We start from the raw sequence: 21,945 nt of genomic DNA on the forward strand, positions 1-21,945 counted from the left end.
CTTAAACAGTTTGTTATAGCGCATTTGCACCTTCAAGCGCCCATACCATTACACCATCACGCTCAAACTTAGTCTGACGTCCATACTCAAAATTCGGACACATAAAAAATGCATACTTTAGATGCGCATCTGTAGCGGCAACCTTGTCGATATCTTTTTTGAGTTTTTGATTATTGCTTGGAGTGACTGACGCAAAAACTTCAGCCGCTAACGTTCCACAATTTGACTCAATATCTGAGCCAGGTGCTGTACCTAAATTTAGAGTATATGGAGCAAGTTCAGAGTGATGCTCAAACAAGACCTCCATTGCGTTAAATGACGCTAAGTAAGTAAATGATTGATTAATTTGTTCAATTACATTCAACTCACGATCAGAATCCAGCGGATCAAAACCGACACCACCAAACTTCATTTTTGAAAATAACCCGTATGCATCCTGTTCAGTGCGGATTTGTTCAACAGATTTATCGATTGAATCCATGACCAACTGCTTTAGAGCTGCGACCTCTTCTTTGTCAGTAACACTGATAGTCTTACGCATTATTTCCTCCTGCGCTATAACGCCTTGCTAAGGTGTGAGTAACGCAATACAAAAGCTACCGCACGGCGCCTTAATCACATAAGCCACCGCAAAGTAAAAATGCCACGCGTTACGAATCACTCTTAAGCAATTTGTTAGTACATGCACTACTTCTATTTATGCGCTCCAAGATATTGAAAATTGGGATGATATGAAAGGATTTGAACACTGAAGTGAGACGGGCAGCTACAAAACTTAAACTCGGCTGAGAGACGAGAGTTGGTTAGAAGAAAAACGTACTGAACTCCCCTACTTTTATTGAATTCAAATTAGAAAAGGATTCGATCCTCGTACTTTGATAACAGCACCCAACGAATGCCAAGATTAACTTAGGAAGTACAGCAAAAACGAAGAAGTACCAAAGAAATAGGCTAAGAGATAGAAACCGTAAAAGATGAAATCAAAGCAAACACTCCGCATATAGTGCCACCGGAAAGAACGTGAAAGGCACTAACTGAAAGGTATAAATACGAGCGCCAAAACAGATAAACACCAAAACTGATGACCTTTGATGTCAAACCCGTACTAACGCCCTGCTAAGGGGTGAGCAACGCAATACCGAAGCCGCCGCAAACCACCTTAACCACTAAATTCAACGCATAGTAAAAATGCCACGCGTTGCGAATCCCTCTTGAGCAGTTTGTTAGTCGCGAGACACCGAGCGACAATTTTAAGCCGAACTAAACTTTGCGAACAACAAACTTTATGTGCTTTGATGCATTTAAGTCAGGCGCAGTCTCAAAGCGGCAACTCAATGAAACCACTTGGAACAAACAACGACGTAGAAAACGGACTGACAACATCAAAAGCGCTTTTGAAAAGCCAATCTCACAGTGCGGACTTTCAACAAAGTCATTGAAACCACGTGGAACTTACAACGCCAGAGAAAACGTCATTTCAGCGAGTAAATCGGCTTTTGTACCCAACAAACTCACCGAGCGGAGTTGCAACCAAAGACAAACTCTCGATTGCCCCGCTCTGTCAGCACCAATGGACAAAACAACCGCTATGACAGTTACAAAACTTCGGACTTAAAACAGCTAAAATGAGTTTGGACCAACAACGATGAACCTGTGAACCGAACGATCAGCAGCCAAGTTTTAAGCTTAGAAACATGATTTTGATTGCTAGCTTTTTCTGGCGACTAACGCCTTGTTAAGGTGTGAGGCACGCAATACCGAAGCCGCCGCATAACACCTTAACCACTAAAACCGACGCATAGTAAAAATGCCACGCGTGCCGAATCACTCTTGAACAATTTGTTATGTGTTTAATGAGCACCTTGCTTGTGGTAGCTCAGAATAAACTGTTTTTGCTTACTATCTAGCAACTCTAGTGCTTCAGCCACCGCTAACCCAAAATCAACGTACCCATTGGGCATCGCTGTCACTATGCGCTTGTCGACTTGGACTAAAGACTCTTCATAGATAGCTCCCTCCCAATATGGTCGAGTGAGCTGTACCGAAGATTCTGGGGCGTATTTTTCCGTATAATTATGGGTAATTTTGACGCCTTTTAGAATGCCAGCTCTTGCTAAGACTAATACTCCTGCACATATGCCACCAATAACTAATGATGATTCATGAGCTTTCTGGATGAAGCTAGCAATTTGGTCGCTCCCCATTATTGAATCGGGATTTCCTCCAGGTATCAAAAGTGCTTGATAGTCAGTAATACGTATATCTTCAAAGTTAACAGTGGGACAAATTCTTAGACCTGAGGAATCGGTATGATTGTGGTTCTCTGGGGTGGTGATATCAACTTTCCCATACGCTCCTAAACACTCTATCGCGTACATTACTTCATAGGAAATAGCCCCCGGATAGAGTAAAACCAGTGTTCTCTTTGTCATTATTTCCTCTCTCCGTTCGGAACACATAACGCCGCATTAAGGTGTGAGCAACGCTTGGCTATACTTGAGCGAAGCGAAACTGCCAAGCGTTGCGAATCACTCTTAAATGCTTTGTTATGTGTAATCACTCAAGGGTTAAAAGGTGTTGATACACCATTAAATGAGAACTCAATTTCTTTGGTTTGACATAATGAACATGACTGAAATTGCGCGCTCTCTAAGTCAAACAAAGCGATGTTAAGCCCATCACTCAAAGAGCTTTTAAACGCAACACCATCATAACCAAGTGACTTAATTAGCTCCGCAATTATTTGTGTAGGCGCATAATCTGACTTTACATCGCTGTTACTAACTGGCTCTGAAAATGCTTTGTCAATATGTAGCCAGACAGCTTGTTGCTTTTTGTTATCATCCGGCTCTGTCAAATAAATAGGTGAAAGATCTCCATGATATTTTGAACAGTCAATAACTCTTAGTTCTCGAGCATTGGTGAATTTAGCCACCGATATTATAGATCCTAACCACGGTCGGATTTCAGACATAGCGGTTTCCTTAGTTGAAGCTACATATAGACAAGGAATGCCTTTTGGATTAGCCCTTCCTTCTGATGCACTATTAGATAGCGGCTTCATTCTACTCGCTGAGTAAGGGACTGGAAAATCGTCAATATGAATATCATGTTGAAAGTATGCTTCTTCATCATGCCCCAGCTGAGCTCTCCACATTTGAGAGTTAGGTTCAATAATTTCTACTCTACTAGCACATGTATTTTCGATTTCCTTTAGAAAGTCTTTCGATTCTTGGTCGAGTACGTAACGTAATTTGTTCTTTACTGCATAGCTAAAATTCATGTAACTACGCCATGATTTGAAACTCATATTTCTCCTTACACATAACGCCCTGTTAAGGTGTGAGCAACGCAATACCTAAGCCGCCGCATACCACCTTAATCACTAAAATCAACGCATACTGAAAATGGCACGCGTTGCGAATCACTCTTGAACAGTTTGTTAGTAGGTGACTTTCGTATAATCACCCAAACTAAAATATTCAAACTTTAGAACCACCCCACTATCAAAAGTAAGGGATAAAATAATGATATCGCTATCCAAAAACTGTTCAATACGCGTCAAGGCATGCCTACAAATACCTTTAATTTCGCTGAAATTAACTAATGAGCTGTAAGACGAAAAATCACTATTTATTGGCTCTGTTGGCTCACTGCAGACGCGCCAAAAGATAGTGATGCCATCGAAGTACAACTGAAACCACTGGGAGTCGAAACGAAAATACGCGACATTCGCTTGATCATGGATAGTTTGCGAACACTGGATTTGCTCAAGAAAGAACTGCTCACAAACTTTACCCACTTGGGGGACATCACCATATATATAGAGCTCCACCTGAGCCTCCTGTCACCTACTAACGCCCTGTTAAGGTGTGAGCAACGCAATACCGATGCTGCTGCATACCACCTTATACACTAAAACCAACGCATACCAAAAATGCCAAGCGTTGCGAATCACTCTTAAACAGTTTGTTAGCATTACGGTATCTCATAATTAAAGTCTTCACGTTCGACGTGTTGAGGTAAAAGACTTGAGTTGACACCGAGCACGCCATCTTTGAAGTCGGTACAGTCATTATTTACGATTACTTTGTCTCGATTTAAGACGATTAACCCTGCAAAATCTGTTTTATTCCACTGACCGTCACCAATTCTCTCTGCGTTACACAGAACGTCGTAAACAATGTAACTGTAATTACCATTTTGGAACCTTAACCGACTTATCGCGCCGCCTGAACACCCACGAATGCTGAATACAGGAGAGCTTAAGCTAAGTTCAATTTTATCTTCATTCCCATATAAATATTTAACAACTGCGTTAGGAGTCAGGCAAGCCGAAACATTTTTATTATCAATCTCACAAGAGAAGACGACTTTATCTTCAGCATCACACAAAGTACTTCCAAATACAGGGAAGCAAATTGCTAATAAACTTGTTAAACATAATATCGATTTCACTGAACTCTCCCCGTTATGCTAACGCCCTGTTAAGGGGTGAGCAATGCAATACTGAAGCCGCCGCATACCACCTTAAACACTAAAACCAACGCATAGTGAAAATGCCACGCATTGCGAATCCCTCTTGAACAGTTTGTTAGAGCGCAACTCACAGGTTGAGCAGAACTTTCAAAAGAGAATTTACCAAGGAAGATATTCCTAGAAATAGAACTAATGGCAAACCTATCGCTATTATCAGTTTAAACTCGACAAACTGACCTACAACTGCATCACCATATCTACCACCCAGAAACTTTCTCGATTCGTCTCCTACCGTAGATTTGACTTCATCTGTGACCGTCTTGCGATCTTTACCGATGAATTCTTTAAACAACATAAAGCCGAAGGGAGCGATAATAATGCCTGCGATAAGATATGAAATGTATTCAATTATGTCCGTAATATTCATATTTTTCTCCTGCGCTCTAACGCCCAATTAAGTTGTGAGCAACGCTGCTACCTTACTAAAACACTACACAGTAATCACCAAACAAGTTGAAACCGAAAGTGCCGAGCGTTGCGAATCAGCTTGAATTGCTTGTTATGTGTTTGGTTAATGCATACAGATTTTATTAACGATTGCTTTCGTAATATCCGCGAAGAAATACTCTTGAGCTTCCTCTTTGGACAAAGCAATAGAATCATAGATAAAGGCAGAGCCTTGGGCTGTTACCGTTTGTAACTTACAGTCAACCTTGATTATTGCCTCCAACGAACCTGACTTACCTTCACGATAGATTTTAATGTCGTTCAGCTGGCTCATATCTCCAGCGACATACCACTCATCAAAATATGGCCCGCCGACCATATCTTTATAAACAAACTCACCATCTAAGCCAAAAGAACCTTCTTCTGCAAATACTGACGATTGGACGCAACTAAGCATAAATAGTGCTACACCAGACCTGATTACTTTATGCATATTTATCTCAAACTCTGATTACACATAACGCCTTGTTAAGGAGTGAGCAACGCAATGCCGATGCCGCCGCATACCGCCTTAAACACTAAAACCAACGCATAGTAAAAATGCCAAGCGTTGCGAATCCCTCTTGAACAATTTGTTATGTGTTTTCATCCGAAGCTTTTGGAGCAGTGTTCTTGGCTATCTGAATCAGTGTATATGAGATGCCACATATGAAAAATTTGGCTATCCATAACATTATCCCAGATACGAGAGCGCCAATACCTAGTTGAATTCCATGCAAGACAGTGGAAAAGATACCAACTGCCACTGTTAGTACAGCTAGACATGTTACAACCACATCCATGATTCTGATTAGTGACTCAAATCGCTCGACTTTTTTCATTTACACTCCCTGTAATTCATTTAAAAGCGGATATTATCTCATTTTAAGTAGCTGGCTCGACGTAATCCTGACCAAGACACATAACGCCCAATTAAGGTGTGAGTAACGCTACCACGAAACTCAACCATACCACCGTAAACACTGTACTCAGATTTAGAGCCAAAAACCCCAAGCGTTAGGAATCACTCTTAAATTGTTTGTTATATTGAACGAGCTCCCTAAGTGTATCAATGTACTCCAGTACCCTTTTCCGGTTGTCCGCGTTTAGTTCATTGCCACATACTTCTGAGCGATATTTGATAGTCGGACTAGAGTATATTGGCAACTTAATTTTTTCATAGCTCATTACTGTTCCCGCATTTGAGCATTTATACGCTCGTGCATATGGCTTTATTAAATGCCGGTTCTCTGGTCTAGTTGACCTTTCTAGTTCCCCTTGAAGAAGGGAAAAAAGAAAGGTTTCTGAGTGATTAGCCCACATAAGATGCCCGAACTCATGTTCTAATACATCAGTAGAAGCATCGTCAGCAAGCAGAATATAGCTATCACTTAACTCCCAGTCAGTAGCGCCCGTAGTACCGTCCTCGAAAATTAGGTGGCGATTGGGTACAACAAACACATAGAAATCCAAATGACTATCACGTAACGGTTGTATCACATCACGTCCCACAGCCATACTGCCTTGGCTATGAATTTCATCAAAGTACTCCTCGCCCGATAGTGCTAAGTCAACATACCTAAACGAAGCAAGTTCTCTGCTTAAAGGCAAACATGAGTTCGATAATATCTTGTTTGATTGCCTAATTTGCTGTTCAGCTATAGATTTTGTATAAGACTCTTGTATTGATGAGTCAACAAAGTATGAAACCTTTGTGACTAGGGGGGCTTCCATTGAACAGACGGGCAAGAACAGCTCACTCTCATCCAATTCGGTGCGATCTGGCCGATTGAAATAAAACAAAGCTATTGTGACAACGAACGAAATTAAAACCACATACTTTTTCATTAGCTCTCCCATTACTAGTAGTCAATATAACGCCTTGTTAAGGTGTGAGGCACGCAATACCTAAGCCTCCGCATACCACCTTAAACACTAAACCTAACGCATGGTAAAAATGCCACGCGTGCCGAATCACTCTTGAACAGTTTGTTAGTTTTATTGCTGGCGACTAAGTATCAAGCTTGCTCCAGACATAGCCAAAAAAGTTGCACAACCTCTATTGAAGCGCTTTGCCATTTTCGGCTTCTTAAACCACTGTCTTAGGTATATTCCAAATATCGCATAAATCGATATTGCACCCATTTCTAAAATTAGGAACGTAGCCCCTAGTGCGAAGAACTGTTCATTTACACTAGATGAAACATCGACGAACTGTGGTAGAAAAGCAGTAAAGATTAAGATCGCCTTTGGATTACCAGCAGCTAACAAGAATTCTTGTTTGGCTAAGCCTAGTCGGTTGCGAGTGTTCTCTAGCTCAGAAACAGGACTTGCTTCCGAACGCCAAAGATTAAAGGCAATCCACAACAAATAAGCCGCACCCACAATTTTAATCGTTAGAAATAGAGTCTCAGAAGCATAGAGAACCACTGCTAAACCAGAAGCAGCCAAGGCAATCATTACAGCGAATGCGGCAATACGACCAAGTCCAGCAATAAAAGCGGACTTGAAGCCGTAACAACGAGCATTGTTCATGGACAATAGATTGTTTGGACCAGGAGTCATATTGAGCGCAAAACACGCAGGTATAAAGAACAATAACTTCCAGATTTCCACAATATTTCCTCCATAAAACTAACGCCCTGTTAAGGGGTGAGCAACGCAATACAAAAGCCGCAGCATACCACCTTAAACATTAAAACCAACGCATAGTGAAAATGCCACGCGTTGCGAATCCCTCTTGAACAGTTTGTTATAAATTTTTTGCTAACAAAGCTAGAGTAGCTTTAAACTTATTCGCTTCTTTTTCAAAGGCTTTGTGATTTTGAACTAAATTATCGCAAGATTTTTGAGTTTGTTGTTTACCAAAAAAACATTTGGCCAAAGCATCCCGTGATTTAAGAACATCTTTAAAAGCGAGACCTGCTTCAGGAAAGTATATATCACTTAGCGATTGAACTTTTCTAAAGCTATTAGCAACATCTTTTTTATCATATTTTTCTAATGAATCATAAAATTGCTTTTCATTAAACACTCCTGAGTAATATGTAAAATGAGCCATTTTAGTATTTGTTATTGACGCCTCCCATGTATGGAAATGGTCATATATTTCTTCAATCTTGTTTAGTTTGATTTTAATTTTTTCTTGCTCAAGACTTTTTTCTAATGAAACCCTGTTGTTCTTCTGATTAAAGTAACTAGCTATGAACACACCAAATAGAGTCGCTATAGCAGTAATAGTACTCGCTAATATTGGCAATAATTCTTTATATACTGAAATATCTGTAGTTGTTACAGCTTCCATCTAAACCTCGTAAATTTATAACGCCTTGTTAAGGTGTGAGGCACGCAATACCTAAGCTCCCGCACAACACCTTAACCACTAAAATCAACGCATAGTAAAAATGCCACGCGTGCCGAATCACTCTTGAACAATTTGTTATGTTTATTACCACCCACCAGTACGTTACCGTAAATGAGCAGAACAATTTTACCGGCTAAAAATTTAGTTCTTACCTGCTGCTAAAAAAGCAGAAAATCCCATAAATACAAAGGATATGAAGAGTGACACCATAGAATATCGAATGACAGTAAACAACCAAGAGCTACTTTCAGGATACCTCGACATATTTTCGCTACTTCTTACGTAATTAAAGAGAAGCGCACTAGAAAAAGGAATAAACAAAAAGTAGATCGCTTTGTATCTACTCGGGTCTATTCTCTTCATCTGCAATCCGAGGGAAATACTACTCCCAAGGAGCACTATCATTGAAGATATGAGCACTAGAAAAGCCACAAATGCTAGTAACGAATACACATCCATGAATTCTCCTTTTCCACAATAAGCATCTGAATATTAACTATAGTTTCTACACTCGACTAAGAAACATAACGCTTTCTATACGGCCTGCAGCCACCTTTCAGGTACGCTACCGCCTTCTTTCATTCAAAAAGAAAGTATGCATGCTAGCACTTATCTTTATGAAACAAATAGAAAATCAGTATGAATCTGTGTGCTCACACACGCAATTAGACGGTGCATTGGCGCCTAATTGTCCATAAGGGGCTAAGTTAATAAAACTGTATAAACAACCAGTCAAATTATAACTATGAAAAGTCAGTTTTTACTGAGTGTTAAAGAGCATATGCTCTCGCGTCACTACGCGAAGAAAACCATTGAAACCTACCTATTTTGGATAAAGCGTTACATCGTCTTCCATCAGCTTGCCCACCCTTCCAAGCTCTCTGAAGACGATGTCGAACGCTTTCTTAGTCACCTCGCTATTGATGAAAAAGTGGCAGTCAAAACACAGGCACTTGCGTTAAACGCCATCTCATTTTTGTATCGAGAGTATTTCCAGATGCCACTTTCATTGAATATGAGGTTTCAAAAATCACTCACTGAGAAAAAGTTGCCAGTTGTCTTAACAAGAGACGAAGTGCGCCGATTTATTCAACATCTTGACCCGAAATACAAACTTCACATCCAGCTTTTGTATGGTTCAGGTTTGCGAATCATGGAGTGCTTACGATTAAGGATCCAAGATATTGATTACGACTATGGTGCGCTCAGAGTATGGCAAGGAAAAGGTGGTAAGAACCGAACAGTTACACTGACGAAAGAGCTGCATGAACCACTCAAAGCACAAGTCAGTTTAGCGAGAGATTATTATCAGAAAGACCGTCACATGGGCGGTTATGCCGGTGTTTATATCTCTGATGGGTTACGTCGGAAGTACCCCGGTGCAGAATTGGATTTTAATTGGCACTTTCTCTTCCCATCAACCAAATTAAGCGTTGATGACGATACCGGAGAGTTTCGACGACACCATATCAATGAGAGCGCAATACAAAGAGCTGTTAAACGAGCGGCAAAAGATGCAGGAATCGAAAAATCGGTGACTTGCCATACTCTGAGACACAGTTTCGCGACTCATCTTTTAGAATCTGGCGCTGATATTAGAACCGTTCAGGAACAGCTTGGACATACTGATGTGAAAACGACTCAGATCTACACGCACGTCATCGAGCGCGGCGCAGGAGGCGTCTTGAGTCCGTTATCTAGCTTATGAAAAAGAAAAAGCCACCGAGTGACAGTAAGTACTCCGGTGGCTTTCACATTTAATTGGTTTAGTGACGCTCGCCCAATTTGACGTTGCCTTTGGAATCAAACCAAAGCGCTTGAGCGCGACGGCGGCCGAGCAGAATCGGGCCATCATCATAGAACAGGAAGTTCTTCCAATATTTTTTGAACGTCGACCACTTCGTCTCGATAACGTTGTATTTCTCATAACAGAAGTACACCGTGACATCATCTTGCCAATCGATAAACGCCGCAATTTCTTCTGGTAACTCGGGTTCATCGGCTTCCCAAGCAGCCATCCAATCAACTTCTTCTGACCAATTAGACTCTTTCATCGGCCAATCGGACGAGCTCAAACGGTCCATATCAGGACTTTGTGCGCTAATGTTCTCTTTCCAGAATTGCGCGGCGCGAGCTTGACTCATCGGCTTGATAAACTCGAGGTCCTCTTCAGGCACTGGCATTGACTGGTGAGTAAAAATCCATTTTCTTTGGTATTCATCCAAAGGCAAATAAGACATTCAGTCTCCTTTCTTACGACTTCAACCAACCTTTCTCGGTGGCTTCTTCAATCAGTTCTTTGGCCTTGTCCCACAGGGTGACAGAGCCATATTCAATTCTTTTATTGATGGTTAACGCTTGCTCTCGCGTTACACCATTTTCTTTCCAACTTTGACCATCATTGTGGTAGTTGAGTAGCATCGGGATAAGGCGATCTAACGCTTTCGCGTATTTCGCATCATCACTTTGGGCTGCTTCAAATTCTTTCCACAGGGAGAACAACTCATCACCCTGATCGCTTGGCAACATACCAAACAGACGCTCTGCCGCTTTCAGTTCTTTCTCTTCTTGTTCTTTTGAAGCAGCGACATCATAAACAAAGGTATCGCCTGCGTCGATCTCTACGACGTCATGGATAAGCAGCATTTTCATCACTCGAGCAATATCGATTGGCGCATTGGCATGTTCTTGCATTAATACCGCCATCAACGCAACGTGCCAACTGTGCTCACCACTATTCTCTAAGCGTCGGTCGGCACTCTTTACCCGAGTTCGACGAAGCACGCTCTTTAGTTGATCCAGTTCAATGAGAAGTGCTAACTGCTTATCCAATCTTTCCATTTATCGAGCCTCAGCTTTCCAGTTTGGGTTAGTTAACGATGTAAGCACATGATCTTGCCATTCACCGTTAATCAACAAATAATCTTTAGCGTAGCCTTCTCTCTCAAACCCAACATGCTGCAACACCGCTTCACTGCGCTTGTTATGCGGCATGTAACCTGCTTGAATGCGGTGTATCTTTTGAACTTCAAACATGTAATCACAGGCCATTTTTAACGCGCGGCGCATATAGCCATGACCTTGTGCGTCCTCTGCAAGGGAGTAACCCACATTGCAGGCATAGAATGGAAAACGAGTCAGGTTGCTGAAAGAGAGCGTGCCAAGCATTTTACCAGATTCGGCATGAACAAGCAGACAATAGTACCCCAGTCCCATGCGATGTAATTCATTCAGTTTGATCAGCTTTTGAAGCCAACCATTGACTGAGTAGAATGCTTCTTCGCGTTTCGGTTCAAAAGGCTTTAAGTATTCGCGATTGCTTTGAAAATATTCTGCAATCATATCGGCATCGCCAATTTCTGCAGTACGTAGAAGCAAGTCGCCGTCCAACTTGTGAACGGCGATTGAAGAGCTTTTATCTTCCATTATGAATAACAACGTCCATTTAATTTCGGGGTCATTTGACAGATAGCCCAGTATTTACCGCGACTCTAGACTTTACGAATACCATAATCACGCAGCTTGTTCGCGATAGACGTATGTGACACATTCAATCGCTTAGCAAGCTTACGACTCGATGGGAATGATTGATACAAACGCTCTAAAATCTGAGATTCGTAATCACGCATGATCTCATCAAGTGAGCCATCAAGATTCAATGTCGCGCTACCACCCCCCATAGCTTGTGGCTGAGGTAAGTTGAAGTTTTCTGCCTTAAGGATATGTCCATCCATCTCAGTCAGTGCGCGCAAAACCATATTGTCCAATTGACGCATGTTACCCGGCCATTGGTAGTTCGCTAATGCATCCACCAGCTCTTCATCTAGCTCCGGCTTGTCGATGCCAAGTTGCTGAGCGTGTTTCGTTACGAACAAGTCCAGCAGCGGCGCTACGTCGTTCGAGCGCTTACGCAGAGGCGGAATATTCAAGGTCAGAACATTAAGGCGATAATACAAATCTTCACGGAACTTGCCAGCCTCAGCAAGTTCTGCAAGGTTGTGCTTGGTAGAGGCAATAATACGGACATCAACGTGCATTTCATCTTCAGCGCCCACACGACGGAAGTTACCATCCTGTAAGAAGCGCAGCAGCTTGATTTGCAGATGCGAGCTCATCTCACCGATTTCATCCAGGAAGACGGTACCGCCGTTTGCTTGTTCAAAAATACCTTTGTGACCTTGTTCGTGATTAAACGAACCCGGCGCATGACCAAACAATTCGGTTTCAGCCACATCATCTGGCATGGATGCACAGCTTAAAACAAGGAAAGGTTTGCTCGCTCGGCCAGAGCGGCTGTGACATGCTTTCGCCAGCATCTCTTTACCAGTACCCGTTTCACCTTCAATCAATAGAGGCTGATCGAGAACAGATAACTTCTTTGCTTGGTTCATCAGTGCTTTGTGGCGATTTGATAAGCCGACAAAATGCTCAAAGCCAAGTTGATTATGAAGAGGTAGTATTTCTTCGATTTGCGCACCGTGTTGGCTCGAACGAATCGTCATCAGGGTACTAGCAAGTGTCGAGTTTTGCGCTTCATCTTTGATGTAGACCGGCATCAATTCAAGAATGTAATCCAAGCCATCGATCACTAGGCTTTCGCGAGTGCGAGCGTTAACGCCTTCAGACCAGCGGTTAAAACGAACACTCGGCAATAACATACCAATTTGCGTGCCGATGACATCTTGTTTGTGCTGGCCAAGAAGAGAAAGTGCGGACATGTTCGCCATATCGACAGCGCCTTTGAGGTCGATAGCAAACACAGGGTCAGGCAAGTTATCCACCAATGAAAGCAGCTCTGTGTTATGGCGCTCCATTGGCATAAATTGGATTTTACGTACGTCTTTGACCCCCGGAATACGGCGGATCTCGGCCATCAATTCACTAAAGGTATCAAAATCAATATCTGGGCAGTTTAGGTAGATGATGCCGCTGATATCAATTTCGATACCACGTAGGTCGATGCTTTTAGACGCTAAAATATCGAGCAGTTCTCGGGTAAGACCGAGTCTATCTTCACAAAAGACTTCAAGACGCACTGAAAATATCCCAATTCACAACTGTCAGGAAAAGTTGACAGTAGTTTCTACCAAGCTTGGAATGGCGTCAAGCAATCCTCACCGTCAAAGGTGATATTGGTTACGGTTTCATCGTAATTGATGCAACTTTCGCCACTACCTCTTTACGAATGGCACCGAGTTTCACTTGGCGTTCTGGATACCAAGGTAAAGGACGAAGTAGTGCCATGGATTTTAGACCGAGACGCGCTGTCAAAATGCCCACACCTAACCCCTGCCCAGCCCGTGCAGAGATTTTCCCGGCGAGATCCATCGACATCAAATCCATGCTGGCATCAATAGCAAGTTCACTCGCACCCGCAGCCGCCATATTCACAAACACTGCGCGTAGTAGTTTTATGCGGGAAGCGTAACCCAATTCAACGCCATAAACTTTAGAAAGGTTATCGATCATTTTGAAGTTACGCCAAGCCACCAGCAACATATCAGCAGCGGCTAATGGGCTGACTGCCACCAATGCTGCGGACTCAGTAGCGTGCTGAGAAACAATTTTGGTTGCAAGTTTGTCTTGCTGACTGACAACCATAGAATCGTACATCTCAAGGACTTCTGCATCGCTATGAGCAGGATTCACGCTGTTCTTCCAACGATCAAAGCCAGGATTCTCCGCCAGCACTCCACTTTGTTCTGCAACCTTTTCACAGAATGCTTTGCCCTTGCCGACGCTTTGGCTATCGATAAGCGCCTCACTCTCTTCTTGCACACTAAAGTGGTTGCGAAGTTTACGCAGCTTCCATAACTCTTTGCCTAATGCGCCCAAACCGAAAGAGGCAATGGTGGCAATAAAGCCAGCCCAGCCTAGCGCTAACCAATCGGCAGTTTGTACTGCGGTAACGACAGAATCGACCGCCTGCCAACCAACTAAACCGGCAAAGGTTGCAAAGAGCCCCGTTGTCAGCCATTTGCGACCCACTCTCGGGCGAATGACATGTTCAAGCTGTAACTCTTGTTCTGTTTCATCCTGTTGCTCTTCAATCGCCACAGGTACGAAGGTTTCTTTTTCTGAAAACGTCTTTTGAGCCGTCAACTCAGGAGAAACACTCTCTTGATCACTTTGCATCACTTTTTCTGAGAAGACTTGTTTTTGTTTTAGTTCACTCATTTCAATTTGTCTCCCAATAGGTATTCCAATGCTTTGTCTAGGCGAATGTGTTTCATCGGCTCATCCGTTTCTGAAGACATTGGTCGGAAAGAAGTAAAATCAAAGCCACTGTTTTGCCAATAAGCCGCGTTAGGTAACTTCTTCGGTACTTCACCGGGGAACATCGTCATCGACTCCCCATCAAGCGTTGTACCTTGTAGTGCGGGAACGGTTTTATCTCCCGAAGCGATGAAACCTGAAGTCGTCGCTTGAATCGAAGCAATGCTCATACAGCTCATTTCTATATTCTCGTACGCAGCGGTCTGCCACGCAGGATGCACCATCTGTTGAAGCAGAGAGACCAAATGCGGATGTTGATCTGGCGTCACGTGGTCGGCTTTTGTCGCAGCAAATAATACTCTGTCGATCTTTGGTGAGAACAAACGGCGCAAGAAACTGCTTCGGCCATATCGGAAGCTGTGCATGATCTGTTCAAGCGCTTGGCGCATATCGTAAAAGGCTTCATCACCGGCATTTAGCGGTTGTAAGCAATCTACCAACACGATTTGGCGGTCAAACGTAGCAAAGTGATGCTTGTAGAACGCCTTAACCACCTTCTGCTGATACTCGTGATAACGCGCTTCCAACATTGCCAAGTTGCTACCCTTGGCAGGTTTCACATCGGCATCAAATCGACATGGGAAGAACTGTAATACTGGCGCCCCTTCAAGTTCACCCGGCAAGACAAAACGACCCGGCTGAGCCCAATGTAAACCGCTGTCTTTGCAAGCATGCAAATAGTCGGTGTAAGTTTTAGCGACTTTCTCTAGCTGCTTTTCATTCAATTCCGCAGCTAAATCCAACGTTTCTAGCTCTGCTAACCAGTCGGCAGCAAGTTCACTACGCTGCCCTTTTAAGGCTTCAAATTGAGTCTGTGACCACGTCGCGAAATCCATATCAAGCAAAGGCAGATCCAATAGCCACTCACCCGGATAGTCGATGATGTCGACATTCAACACGGCAGTTTTACTCAACAGCTTTTTGGTGGTTTTGTTCGGCTTGTATTTCAGAGCCAATCGTATCTCGCTCACGTCACGGGTCGGTACTGGCCATTGTGGTGGCATGGCATGAATTTGGTTCATCGCGTCATCGTAAGCAAAACGTGGAACCATCATATTAGATTGAGGCTCACGTTTAGCACCAATTAAACGCTTATCGCGCGCGGCATTAAGCAACGGCAAATTGTCGTGAGTAGCGGTATGCAGTAATTGATTAACCAGAGAAGTAATAAACGCGGTTTTACCCGCACGCGACAACCCCGTTACGGCGATACGGACATTAGAGTCCATGCCACGGCTAATAAAGTCATTCACTTCTTGTGTTATTCTTTTCATCGTTTTTATTTATCTCATCAATTCTTGCTACGCAGTGTAATTTTACCAACCTTAATCAAAGATGAACAAAGTATTCACTGCAAAACCTATTTCCAAAAACGAAAAAGCCCCTGATATTTTCAGAGGCTTAGAGATCTTAATGTCTTTACGTGAAGTCTAATCGTCTTCAATTAACTTGTAGATAACGAATAGGCAAACTTCCAGAATCAGCCATAACACACAAGTGATGGTGACGTATTTTTCATCGAAGATACTGATGCCGTGAAGAATCAAGTCATAGCCAACAAAGCTACCGATCACAACAGCAAGAACTATTTGTAGAATTTGAATAAAACGAGGCATGCCGTCTCCTAATCATGTCAGCATAACAGTGAGATTTGCTATGCCTATAAGTTTATATTTGATTATATAGACAAAAAGTGCAGCTTTCGCTGCACTTTTGTCAAATGTTTGCTAGGTAAATCAGCACTTTGTCACATTCTCTCAATTGAGACGTTCGAATGATGACCAAGTCGATTACGCTTCCATCTCTTGGATTTTCACTTTCCAAGTATCAGGACCAATTTGGTGAGCATTCGCGCCATTTGAATCCACAGCCACCGTTACTGGCATATCTTCGACTTCAAACTCGTAAATCGCTTCCATTCCTAGATCTTCGAATGCCACCACGCGAGCTTTCTTAATCGCTTTAGCAACGAGGTACGCCGCGCCGCCAACTGCCATTAAGTAAACCGCTTTGTGGTTCTTGATAGATTCAACCGTTGCTGGACCGCGCTCTGCTTTACCGATCATGCCCATAATGCCAGTTTCTTCTAGCATCATGTCTGTGAACTTATCCATACGTGTTGAAGTTGTTGGACCTGCAGGACCCACCACTTCGTCACCAACCGCATCCACTGGACCAACGTAGTAGATGAACTTACCTTTTAGATCAACACCTTCAGGTAAACCCTCTCCCGCTTCTAGCATGCCTTGGATACGTTTATGCGCCGCATCACGACCAGTTAGAATCTTGCCAGATAGCAGTACCGTTTCACCAGTTTTCCACTCTTGAACTTCTTCTTTGGTCACGGTATCTAGGTTCACACGACGTGTGTTCTCGCCCGCTTCCCAAGTGATGTCTGGCCAATCTTCTAACTTAGGTGGCGTTAGCTCTGCTGGACCATTACCATCAAGTGTGAAGTGAACGTGGCGTGTTGCCGCACAGTTCGGAATCAAACACACTGGCTTAGAAGCGGCATGCGTTGGCGCGGTTTTGATCTTCACATCAACAACCGTTGTTAAACCGCCTAGGCCTTGCGCACCAATACCAAGCTTGTTCACGCGATTGAAGATATCAAGACGAAGCTCTTCTTCTGCGTTTTGAGGGCCACGATCAATCAAGTCTTGAATATCGACGTGCCCCATCAGAGATTCTTTTGCCAATACCGCAGCTTTTTCAGCCGTACCGCCAATACCAATGCCAAGCATGCCCGGTGGACACCAACCTGCGCCCATTGCTGGTAGGGTTTTCTCTACCCACTCTGCAATGTCGTCAGATGGGTTTAGCATCACCATCTTGGTTTTGTTTTCAGAGCCGCCGCCTTTCGCCGCGATTTGGATTTCAACTTTATCGCCTGGCACCATATTGATGTGTACGACCGCTGGCGTGTTGTCTTTAGTATTGATTCGCTTGCCCGCAGGGTCCATCAGGACCGAGGCACGCAATGGGTTATCCGGATTCGTGTAAGCCTGTCGAACGCCTTCATCCACCATTTGCTGAACCGTCATGTCGGTCGAATCCCATTGAACGCCCATCCCGATGTTCACGAAACAAGTCACGATGCCTGTATCCTGACAAATCGGTCGATGTCCTTCTGCCGACATACGGGAGTTAATTAGGATCTGAGCGATAGCGTCTTTCGCTGCTTGGCTCTCTTCACGGTGGTAGGCTTTTTCAAGGGCTTGAACAAAGTCTAGCGGGTGGTAGTAAGAAATATACTGTAGCGCATCAGCAACACTGCTGATGACATCCTGCGTGCGTATTACCGTCATTGCATGCCTCATTATTGTTATGCTTTGCTTCCATTATTGGCTTGGCTTCTGTCGTGTTTGTTGAGCTTATTGCCCTTAAATGAGCTTCGTTTTATGTAAACAATTGTCGAACGGCTGATATCGACACACGAGTTATTGAAGTCGCCTTCTCATATAGTAAAACCACCTCAAAGCCTTTGTATAGAGGTAGTTTGGCTATACAGATGAATATGATACTCTTGCTGCCCATGACATGCCATGCAGTGAACGAACTCTTTGTCACAATTTAAACAAATGAACAACATGGATACGCAATTGCTTGATTTTAAGGCATTGGATTACGCCAACGACCTCGCTATTTCCCTATTTTCTCGTATCGAACAGCAGCCTTGGGCGATGCTTTTACGCTCCGCTTCTGAGACGCATATCGACAGCCGATTTGATGTATTGGTTGCCAATCCAATCGCAACGCTAGAGACCATCGCTGGCGATACGCAAATCAAAGCAGACACGCAAGAATACGTATCTCAAGATGACCCGTTCTCGCTGTTAGACGAGCTCCAACAACAGCTTTTGCCAAACCTTGAGTTGGGCGCAGAGTGGGATCTACCGTTTGTCGGCGGTGCGCTGGGTTATTTCAGTTACGATCTAGGTCGCCGTGTTGAATCTATGCCAGAACTTGCAACCAAAGATCTTCAAACGCCAGACATGGCTGTTGGATTGTATGAATGGGCATTGGTGGTAGATCATAAACTAGAAAAAGCGTGTGTTGTAGGCCAAAACATTGAGCAAGCGTGGCAATGGCTAAATTCACAATCTCCAGCTGATGTTGAAGACTTTAAGCTGATTGGCGATTGGCAATCGAACATGACGCAAACGTCTTACGCTTCACGTTTTGACCGTGTTCAAGAATATTTGTTGAGTGGTGACTGTTACCAAATAAACTTAGCCCAACGTTTTAACGCCCCTTATCAAGGAAGCGAGTGGCAAGCTTACACAAAACTAGAAGCGGCGAACCAAGCCCCTTTCTCTGCGTTTATTCGCATGCCTCATTCGGCAATCGTAAGTGTGTCACCAGAGCGCTTTTTGGAGCTGAAAGACAACGTCATTGAAACCAAACCAATCAAAGGCACACGTCCACGTAGTCAAAATACAGAGCTCGACCAAGCCAACGCCCATGATTTGCAGACGGCAGAAAAAGACCAAGCCGAGAACTTAATGATCGTCGACTTGCTGCGTAATGACATTGGCCGCGTCGCGTCACCGGGCAGCGTTCATGTGCCAAAGCTATTTGATATTGAGAGCTTCCCTGCGGTGCACCACTTAGTCAGCACAATCCGCGCCGATTTGGATACACAATACAGCGCAGCCGATCTGCTTCGAGCTTGCTTCCCTGGTGGTTCAATTACTGGTGCGCCAAAAGTGCGTGCAATGCAAATCATCGAAGAGTTAGAACCGCATCGTCGCAGCGCATATTGTGGCAGTATCGGTTATATCTCGCGTCATGGTCGTATGGATACCAGTATCACGATTCGTACTCTGGTTGCAGAAGATAACAAGCTCTACGCTTGGGCTGGCGGCGGAGTCGTGGCAGACAGTGATTGCGCAGCAGAATATCAAGAAACGCTAGATAAGCTGTCCAAGATCTTACCAGCGCTGAAGTAACTTACAGCGCTTTTAAGTACTCAGAAATACGGCTCTGCAGTAATGACAGAGCCGTTTTTGTTTATTAATGCTTTCTGTTAATAAATGGGTTTTGTTAATCAAGAGGACTTGTGCATCATTCGTCAAGCCACTTACACATGATTTGTTCTATATCAGCAGCGGTATAAGGCTTGGTGAGAATGTCATCCATGCCAGATTCAATGCACTTTTGTCTCTCTTCTAGGGTTGTCCCTGCAGTCAGCGCAATAATTGGCTTGGTGAAGCCGTCTTCGCGCAAATGTACCGTCGCTTCATAACCATCCATTTCTGGCATACGACAATCCATAAATATTAACTCGTAGTCTTTCTCTTTTACCGCCTCGAGCGCCTCTAGGCCGTTGTTTTTTAAATCTGGTTTGATATTGAGCTTTTTGAGCATTTGCGTGACGATTACCTGATTCATACGAATGTCGTCTACCACCAGCACCGAGCGTCCTGCCAGTTCGATATATTTACCGACAGACACGTCACCTGCGGCCCTTCCCTGCGCTTCGCCTTGTTTGAGCGGCACAACGACTTTAAAAGTAGTGCCTTTGCGTGGCTCACTAACGAAACTGATTTCACCATCCATCAAATCGACTAAGTTCTTGCAGATTGCCAAACCTAAACCAGAGCCTTCAAAGCTTCGCTTCGTGGAACGGTCAGCTTGTACAAAAGGGTCAAACAGCGCTTTCTGCGCCTCTAAAGGAATACCAATGCCTGTGTCTTCCACTTCGAAATGCGCATAACCATCGACCCACTCGACGCGTAGAACCACGCCACCGAGGTGAGTGAACTTGATCGCGTTACCGATTAGGTTCACTAAAATCTGGGTGATGCGTTCAAAGTCACCCACAAGAAATTCTGGAATGCCGAGCTTTTTGTCGATCGAAAAATGAATGCGCTTTTCCGCCGCTTTCGCAGCAAACACACCGGTTAGTGCACTCTCTAAGTCCTTCCAAGCAAAAACTTTATCGATGATCTCCATCATACCCGCGTTCATTTTACTGAAATCGAGCAAGTCATTAATGATGACACGAAGTAAATCACCGGATTGGATCAAGTTACCAAGGTATTGTTGCTGTTCATCCCCCAGCTCGGTTTTGCTCAGCAACTCTGCACTGCCCAATACGCCGTTTAACGGAGTACGAAGCTCGTGGTTGATCATCGCGACAAATTCTTTGGTTGCTTTCTCAGACGCTTCTGCCCGTTTACGCAACTCAACCTCTCGCTCTAAACTCAAGTGTCGGCTGATGACGCCGTGCACCAAATCAGAAACCAACACCATTTGTTTGGAAGTGAACTCTTGATCGACTTGATCAAGAGCGACAGAAAAGATCAGCTCACCCAAGATCGCTGAGTCAATAATGATGGGTAAATAGAGGCGATTCTCGATCCAATGAGGCTTGGTTTGTATCGCGTTTTCATGAGCGAGCACGAGATGGCCAAACTGATGGCGACGCAACGACGAGAGATGCTCTTGGTTCAGAAATAAGTAGGCACCGGAAACCACCGAGTTTGATGTCAGTTGCTCCAAGAAACTGGCAATCATGGTCTCGTCAAAGGTGCTAGAAAGGAACGTTCGTCCAAACTTGATCAGCGTTGCATCGATTTGTTCTTCAAACTCGAACTTACGTAAGTCGTTCTCAGACTTCATCTCGAGTTTTTTCAATGCGACACTCAGTTGCTGATTGGACTCATACAGCTCTAAGCTCTTTTGCTCTAACAGTGTTTCTGCCGCTTTTCGTGACGCGACTTCTCGTTTGAGTTTCCTTTCTAGTGAGGAACTTCCCGTCATATTGAGTTATTGAGCCTCCAGCCAAAAACGTACTTGGCTTCCGTCATCCGATTGGTTTTGATGTTTAACAACGACACTCTCATTGAAGTGGTTCGCACAACCTTGTATCAGGCCGACACATACATGCGCCATGCAACGTGCGCTTCGATAGTCAAACACCATTTCTGATTCTGTTTCATTAATAAAATCAAACTGCGGTGGATTGGCGTCTGGGTAAAGCTTTTTCACTTCGACATGAATAAAGTCTTCTACATGGCGCACAAATTGGAACGTGGTGGTGCACTGTTGAAGACTGGCATGGTTTGGAATGGACTTAAGTAGATTTTGAAACACACACTCACCAAACACTTCTTGTAATTTTTCTGGCGGAATGTCAGACACTTTGCTGAGGTTAACGATCAACTTAACAAGGTCTCGATGGTCATAACTGCCTACCGAGGTGTAAATGCCTTCATCGTTAGACAGGTCCAAGACTTGGTCAAGCACTTCCAGACCAAACTTGTCCTCCACTAACTCCATGAACTCTGTGAAAATTATCCCTTTCATCGTCTTCAACTAACCTTATAGTGACG

22 protein-coding genes and 1 pseudogene are annotated in these 21,945 nt (G+C 43.8%); 3 read left to right on the forward strand and 20 right to left on the reverse strand.

The genetic code is table 11. From position 1 onward, the window contains the following. Window positions 1-13 precede the first annotated feature (13 nt). Window positions 14-541 (reverse strand): hypothetical protein, encoded by a 528-nt coding sequence (locus KIT90_RS25945; RefSeq protein ID WP_285379426.1) that lies wholly within the window; start codon window positions 539-541, stop codon window positions 14-16. A 793-nt stretch (window positions 542-1,334) separates the two neighbouring features. Here KIT90_RS25945 and KIT90_RS27865 point away from each other — a divergent pair. Further along, a pseudogene (locus tag KIT90_RS27865) lies at window positions 1,335-1,657 on the forward strand (hypothetical protein). 193 nt (window positions 1,658-1,850) lie between these two features. Here KIT90_RS27865 and KIT90_RS25965 read toward each other — a convergent pair. The 9 genes from KIT90_RS25965 to KIT90_RS26035 form a co-directional block, all read right to left on the reverse strand. Beyond that, a complete protein-coding gene (locus tag KIT90_RS25965; protein WP_065765292.1) occupies window positions 1,851-2,432 on the reverse strand; it encodes a DJ-1/PfpI family protein in 582 nt (193 codons plus the stop codon). A gap of 128 nt (window positions 2,433-2,560) precedes the next feature. Further along, window positions 2,561-3,310 (reverse strand): RES family NAD+ phosphorylase, encoded by a 750-nt coding sequence (locus KIT90_RS25970; protein WP_285379429.1) that lies wholly within the window; start codon window positions 3,308-3,310, stop codon window positions 2,561-2,563. Between the two features lie 132 nt (window positions 3,311-3,442). Further along, entirely contained in the window at window positions 3,443-3,835 is a 393-nt protein-coding gene (locus tag KIT90_RS25980) for a hypothetical protein (protein ID WP_285379433.1), read from the reverse strand. Between the two features lie 143 nt (window positions 3,836-3,978). Next, on the reverse strand, window positions 3,979-4,458 hold the full coding sequence (locus KIT90_RS25990; protein WP_228176352.1) for a hypothetical protein: 480 nt from the start codon (window positions 4,456-4,458) through the stop codon (window positions 3,979-3,981). A 148-nt stretch (window positions 4,459-4,606) separates the two neighbouring features. Beyond that, window positions 4,607-4,906: a hypothetical protein gene (locus KIT90_RS26000; RefSeq protein WP_285379436.1), complete on the reverse strand. Its 300-nt coding sequence runs from the start codon at window positions 4,904-4,906 to the stop codon at window positions 4,607-4,609. A gap of 144 nt (window positions 4,907-5,050) precedes the next feature. After that, window positions 5,051-5,419 carry a hypothetical protein gene (locus tag KIT90_RS26005; RefSeq protein WP_285379438.1) on the reverse strand — a complete coding sequence of 123 codons (369 nt, stop codon included), beginning with the start codon at window positions 5,417-5,419 and terminating at the stop codon, window positions 5,051-5,053. A gap of 563 nt (window positions 5,420-5,982) precedes the next feature. After that, on the reverse strand, window positions 5,983-6,813 hold the full coding sequence (locus tag KIT90_RS26015) for a hypothetical protein (RefSeq protein WP_285379440.1): 831 nt from the start codon (window positions 6,811-6,813) through the stop codon (window positions 5,983-5,985). Between the two features lie 150 nt (window positions 6,814-6,963). Further along, the gene (locus KIT90_RS26025; RefSeq protein WP_285379442.1) at window positions 6,964-7,581 is read right to left on the reverse strand and encodes a LysE family translocator; all 618 of its coding nucleotides are present in this window, start codon (window positions 7,579-7,581) and stop codon (window positions 6,964-6,966) included. Between the two features lie 136 nt (window positions 7,582-7,717). Beyond that, window positions 7,718-8,269, reverse strand: coding sequence for a hypothetical protein (locus tag KIT90_RS26035; protein WP_285379444.1), 552 nt, complete (start codon window positions 8,267-8,269; stop codon window positions 7,718-7,720). Between the two features lie 805 nt (window positions 8,270-9,074). Between KIT90_RS26035 and KIT90_RS26045 the strand changes: the two genes are divergently transcribed. Beyond that, window positions 9,075-10,037 carry an integron integrase gene (locus KIT90_RS26045; protein ID WP_285379447.1) on the forward strand — a complete coding sequence of 321 codons (963 nt, stop codon included), beginning with the start codon at window positions 9,075-9,077 and terminating at the stop codon, window positions 10,035-10,037. Window positions 10,038-10,095: 58 nt separating this feature from the next. Here KIT90_RS26045 and KIT90_RS26050 read toward each other — a convergent pair whose 3' ends face one another. From KIT90_RS26050 to KIT90_RS26085, 8 genes are all read right to left on the reverse strand, one after another. After that, a complete protein-coding gene (locus KIT90_RS26050; RefSeq protein WP_038896805.1) occupies window positions 10,096-10,569 on the reverse strand; it encodes a DUF2947 domain-containing protein in 474 nt (157 codons plus the stop codon). Window positions 10,570-10,582: 13 nt separating this feature from the next. Next, window positions 10,583-11,170 carry an HD domain-containing protein gene (locus KIT90_RS26055; RefSeq protein ID WP_285379449.1) on the reverse strand — a complete coding sequence of 196 codons (588 nt, stop codon included), beginning with the start codon at window positions 11,168-11,170 and terminating at the stop codon, window positions 10,583-10,585. After that, window positions 11,171-11,755, reverse strand: coding sequence for a ribosomal protein S5-alanine N-acetyltransferase (gene rimJ, locus KIT90_RS26060; RefSeq protein WP_285379451.1), 585 nt, complete (start codon window positions 11,753-11,755; stop codon window positions 11,171-11,173). It lies immediately after the preceding gene. Window positions 11,756-11,820: 65 nt separating this feature from the next. Next, window positions 11,821-13,365: a transcriptional regulator TyrR gene (tyrR, locus tag KIT90_RS26065; protein ID WP_009706853.1), complete on the reverse strand. Its 1,545-nt coding sequence runs from the start codon at window positions 13,363-13,365 to the stop codon at window positions 11,821-11,823. A 100-nt stretch (window positions 13,366-13,465) separates the two neighbouring features. Further along, the gene (locus tag KIT90_RS26070) at window positions 13,466-14,506 is read right to left on the reverse strand and encodes a YcjF family protein (RefSeq protein ID WP_285379453.1); all 1,041 of its coding nucleotides are present in this window, start codon (window positions 14,504-14,506) and stop codon (window positions 13,466-13,468) included. Further along, window positions 14,503-15,879: a YcjX family protein gene (locus KIT90_RS26075; RefSeq protein ID WP_285379455.1), complete on the reverse strand. Its 1,377-nt coding sequence runs from the start codon at window positions 15,877-15,879 to the stop codon at window positions 14,503-14,505. Before KIT90_RS26075 ends, KIT90_RS26070 begins: the two co-directional genes overlap by 4 nt. 156 nt (window positions 15,880-16,035) lie before the next feature. Next, entirely contained in the window at window positions 16,036-16,221 is a 186-nt protein-coding gene (locus tag KIT90_RS26080; protein WP_009706856.1) for a hypothetical protein, read from the reverse strand. A gap of 174 nt (window positions 16,222-16,395) precedes the next feature. Continuing rightward, window positions 16,396-17,913: a fumarate hydratase gene (locus KIT90_RS26085; protein WP_285379457.1), complete on the reverse strand. Its 1,518-nt coding sequence runs from the start codon at window positions 17,911-17,913 to the stop codon at window positions 16,396-16,398. A gap of 273 nt (window positions 17,914-18,186) precedes the next feature. Here KIT90_RS26085 and pabB point away from each other — a divergent pair, with 273 nt between their 5' ends. Further along, window positions 18,187-19,557: an aminodeoxychorismate synthase component I gene (gene pabB / locus KIT90_RS26090; protein ID WP_285379492.1), complete on the forward strand. Its 1,371-nt coding sequence runs from the start codon at window positions 18,187-18,189 to the stop codon at window positions 19,555-19,557. A 115-nt stretch (window positions 19,558-19,672) separates the two neighbouring features. Here pabB and KIT90_RS26095 read toward each other — a convergent pair whose 3' ends face one another. After that, entirely contained in the window at window positions 19,673-21,373 is a 1,701-nt protein-coding gene (locus KIT90_RS26095; RefSeq protein ID WP_285379458.1) for an ATP-binding protein, read from the reverse strand. Between the two features lie 6 nt (window positions 21,374-21,379). Then, on the reverse strand, window positions 21,380-21,919 hold the full coding sequence (locus KIT90_RS26100; protein ID WP_009706860.1) for a heme NO-binding domain-containing protein: 540 nt from the start codon (window positions 21,917-21,919) through the stop codon (window positions 21,380-21,382). Window positions 21,920-21,945 lie beyond the last annotated feature (26 nt).

This window comes from Vibrio sp. B172a, assembly GCF_030248355.1.
GTDB classification, from domain to species: domain Bacteria; phylum Pseudomonadota; class Gammaproteobacteria; order Enterobacterales; family Vibrionaceae; genus Vibrio; species Vibrio owensii.

Excerpts from the sequence above, each read along its gene's own strand:
- KIT90_RS25945 (WP_285379426.1), bottom strand. The coding sequence starts at position 541 with ATGCGTAAGACTATCAGTGTTACTGACAAAGAAGAGGTCGCAGCTCTA.
- KIT90_RS25965 (WP_065765292.1), bottom strand. The coding sequence starts at position 2,432 with ATGACAAAGAGAACACTGGTTTTACTCTATCCGGGGGCTATTTCCTAT.
- KIT90_RS25970 (WP_285379429.1), bottom strand. The coding sequence starts at position 3,310 with ATGAGTTTCAAATCATGGCGTAGTTACATGAATTTTAGCTATGCAGTA.
- KIT90_RS26000 (WP_285379436.1), bottom strand. The coding sequence starts at position 4,906 with ATGAATATTACGGACATAATTGAATACATTTCATATCTTATCGCAGGC.
- KIT90_RS26005 (WP_285379438.1), bottom strand. The coding sequence starts at position 5,419 with ATGCATAAAGTAATCAGGTCTGGTGTAGCACTATTTATGCTTAGTTGC.
- KIT90_RS26015 (WP_285379440.1), bottom strand. The coding sequence starts at position 6,813 with ATGAAAAAGTATGTGGTTTTAATTTCGTTCGTTGTCACAATAGCTTTG.
- KIT90_RS26035 (WP_285379444.1), bottom strand. The coding sequence starts at position 8,269 with ATGGAAGCTGTAACAACTACAGATATTTCAGTATATAAAGAATTATTG.
- KIT90_RS26045 (WP_285379447.1), top strand. The coding sequence starts at position 9,075 with ATGAAAAGTCAGTTTTTACTGAGTGTTAAAGAGCATATGCTCTCGCGT.
- KIT90_RS26050 (WP_038896805.1), bottom strand. The coding sequence starts at position 10,569 with ATGTCTTATTTGCCTTTGGATGAATACCAAAGAAAATGGATTTTTACT.
- KIT90_RS26055 (WP_285379449.1), bottom strand. The coding sequence starts at position 11,170 with ATGGAAAGATTGGATAAGCAGTTAGCACTTCTCATTGAACTGGATCAA.
- rimJ (WP_285379451.1), bottom strand. The coding sequence starts at position 11,755 with ATGGAAGATAAAAGCTCTTCAATCGCCGTTCACAAGTTGGACGGCGAC.
- KIT90_RS26070 (WP_285379453.1), bottom strand. The coding sequence starts at position 14,506 with ATGAGTGAACTAAAACAAAAACAAGTCTTCTCAGAAAAAGTGATGCAA.
- KIT90_RS26075 (WP_285379455.1), bottom strand. The coding sequence starts at position 15,879 with ATGAAAAGAATAACACAAGAAGTGAATGACTTTATTAGCCGTGGCATG.
- KIT90_RS26080 (WP_009706856.1), bottom strand. The coding sequence starts at position 16,221 with ATGCCTCGTTTTATTCAAATTCTACAAATAGTTCTTGCTGTTGTGATC.
- KIT90_RS26085 (WP_285379457.1), bottom strand. The coding sequence starts at position 17,913 with ATGACGGTAATACGCACGCAGGATGTCATCAGCAGTGTTGCTGATGCG.
- pabB (WP_285379492.1), top strand. The coding sequence starts at position 18,187 with ATGAACAACATGGATACGCAATTGCTTGATTTTAAGGCATTGGATTAC.
- KIT90_RS26095 (WP_285379458.1), bottom strand. The coding sequence starts at position 21,373 with ATGACGGGAAGTTCCTCACTAGAAAGGAAACTCAAACGAGAAGTCGCG.
- KIT90_RS26100 (WP_009706860.1), bottom strand. The coding sequence starts at position 21,919 with ATGAAAGGGATAATTTTCACAGAGTTCATGGAGTTAGTGGAGGACAAG.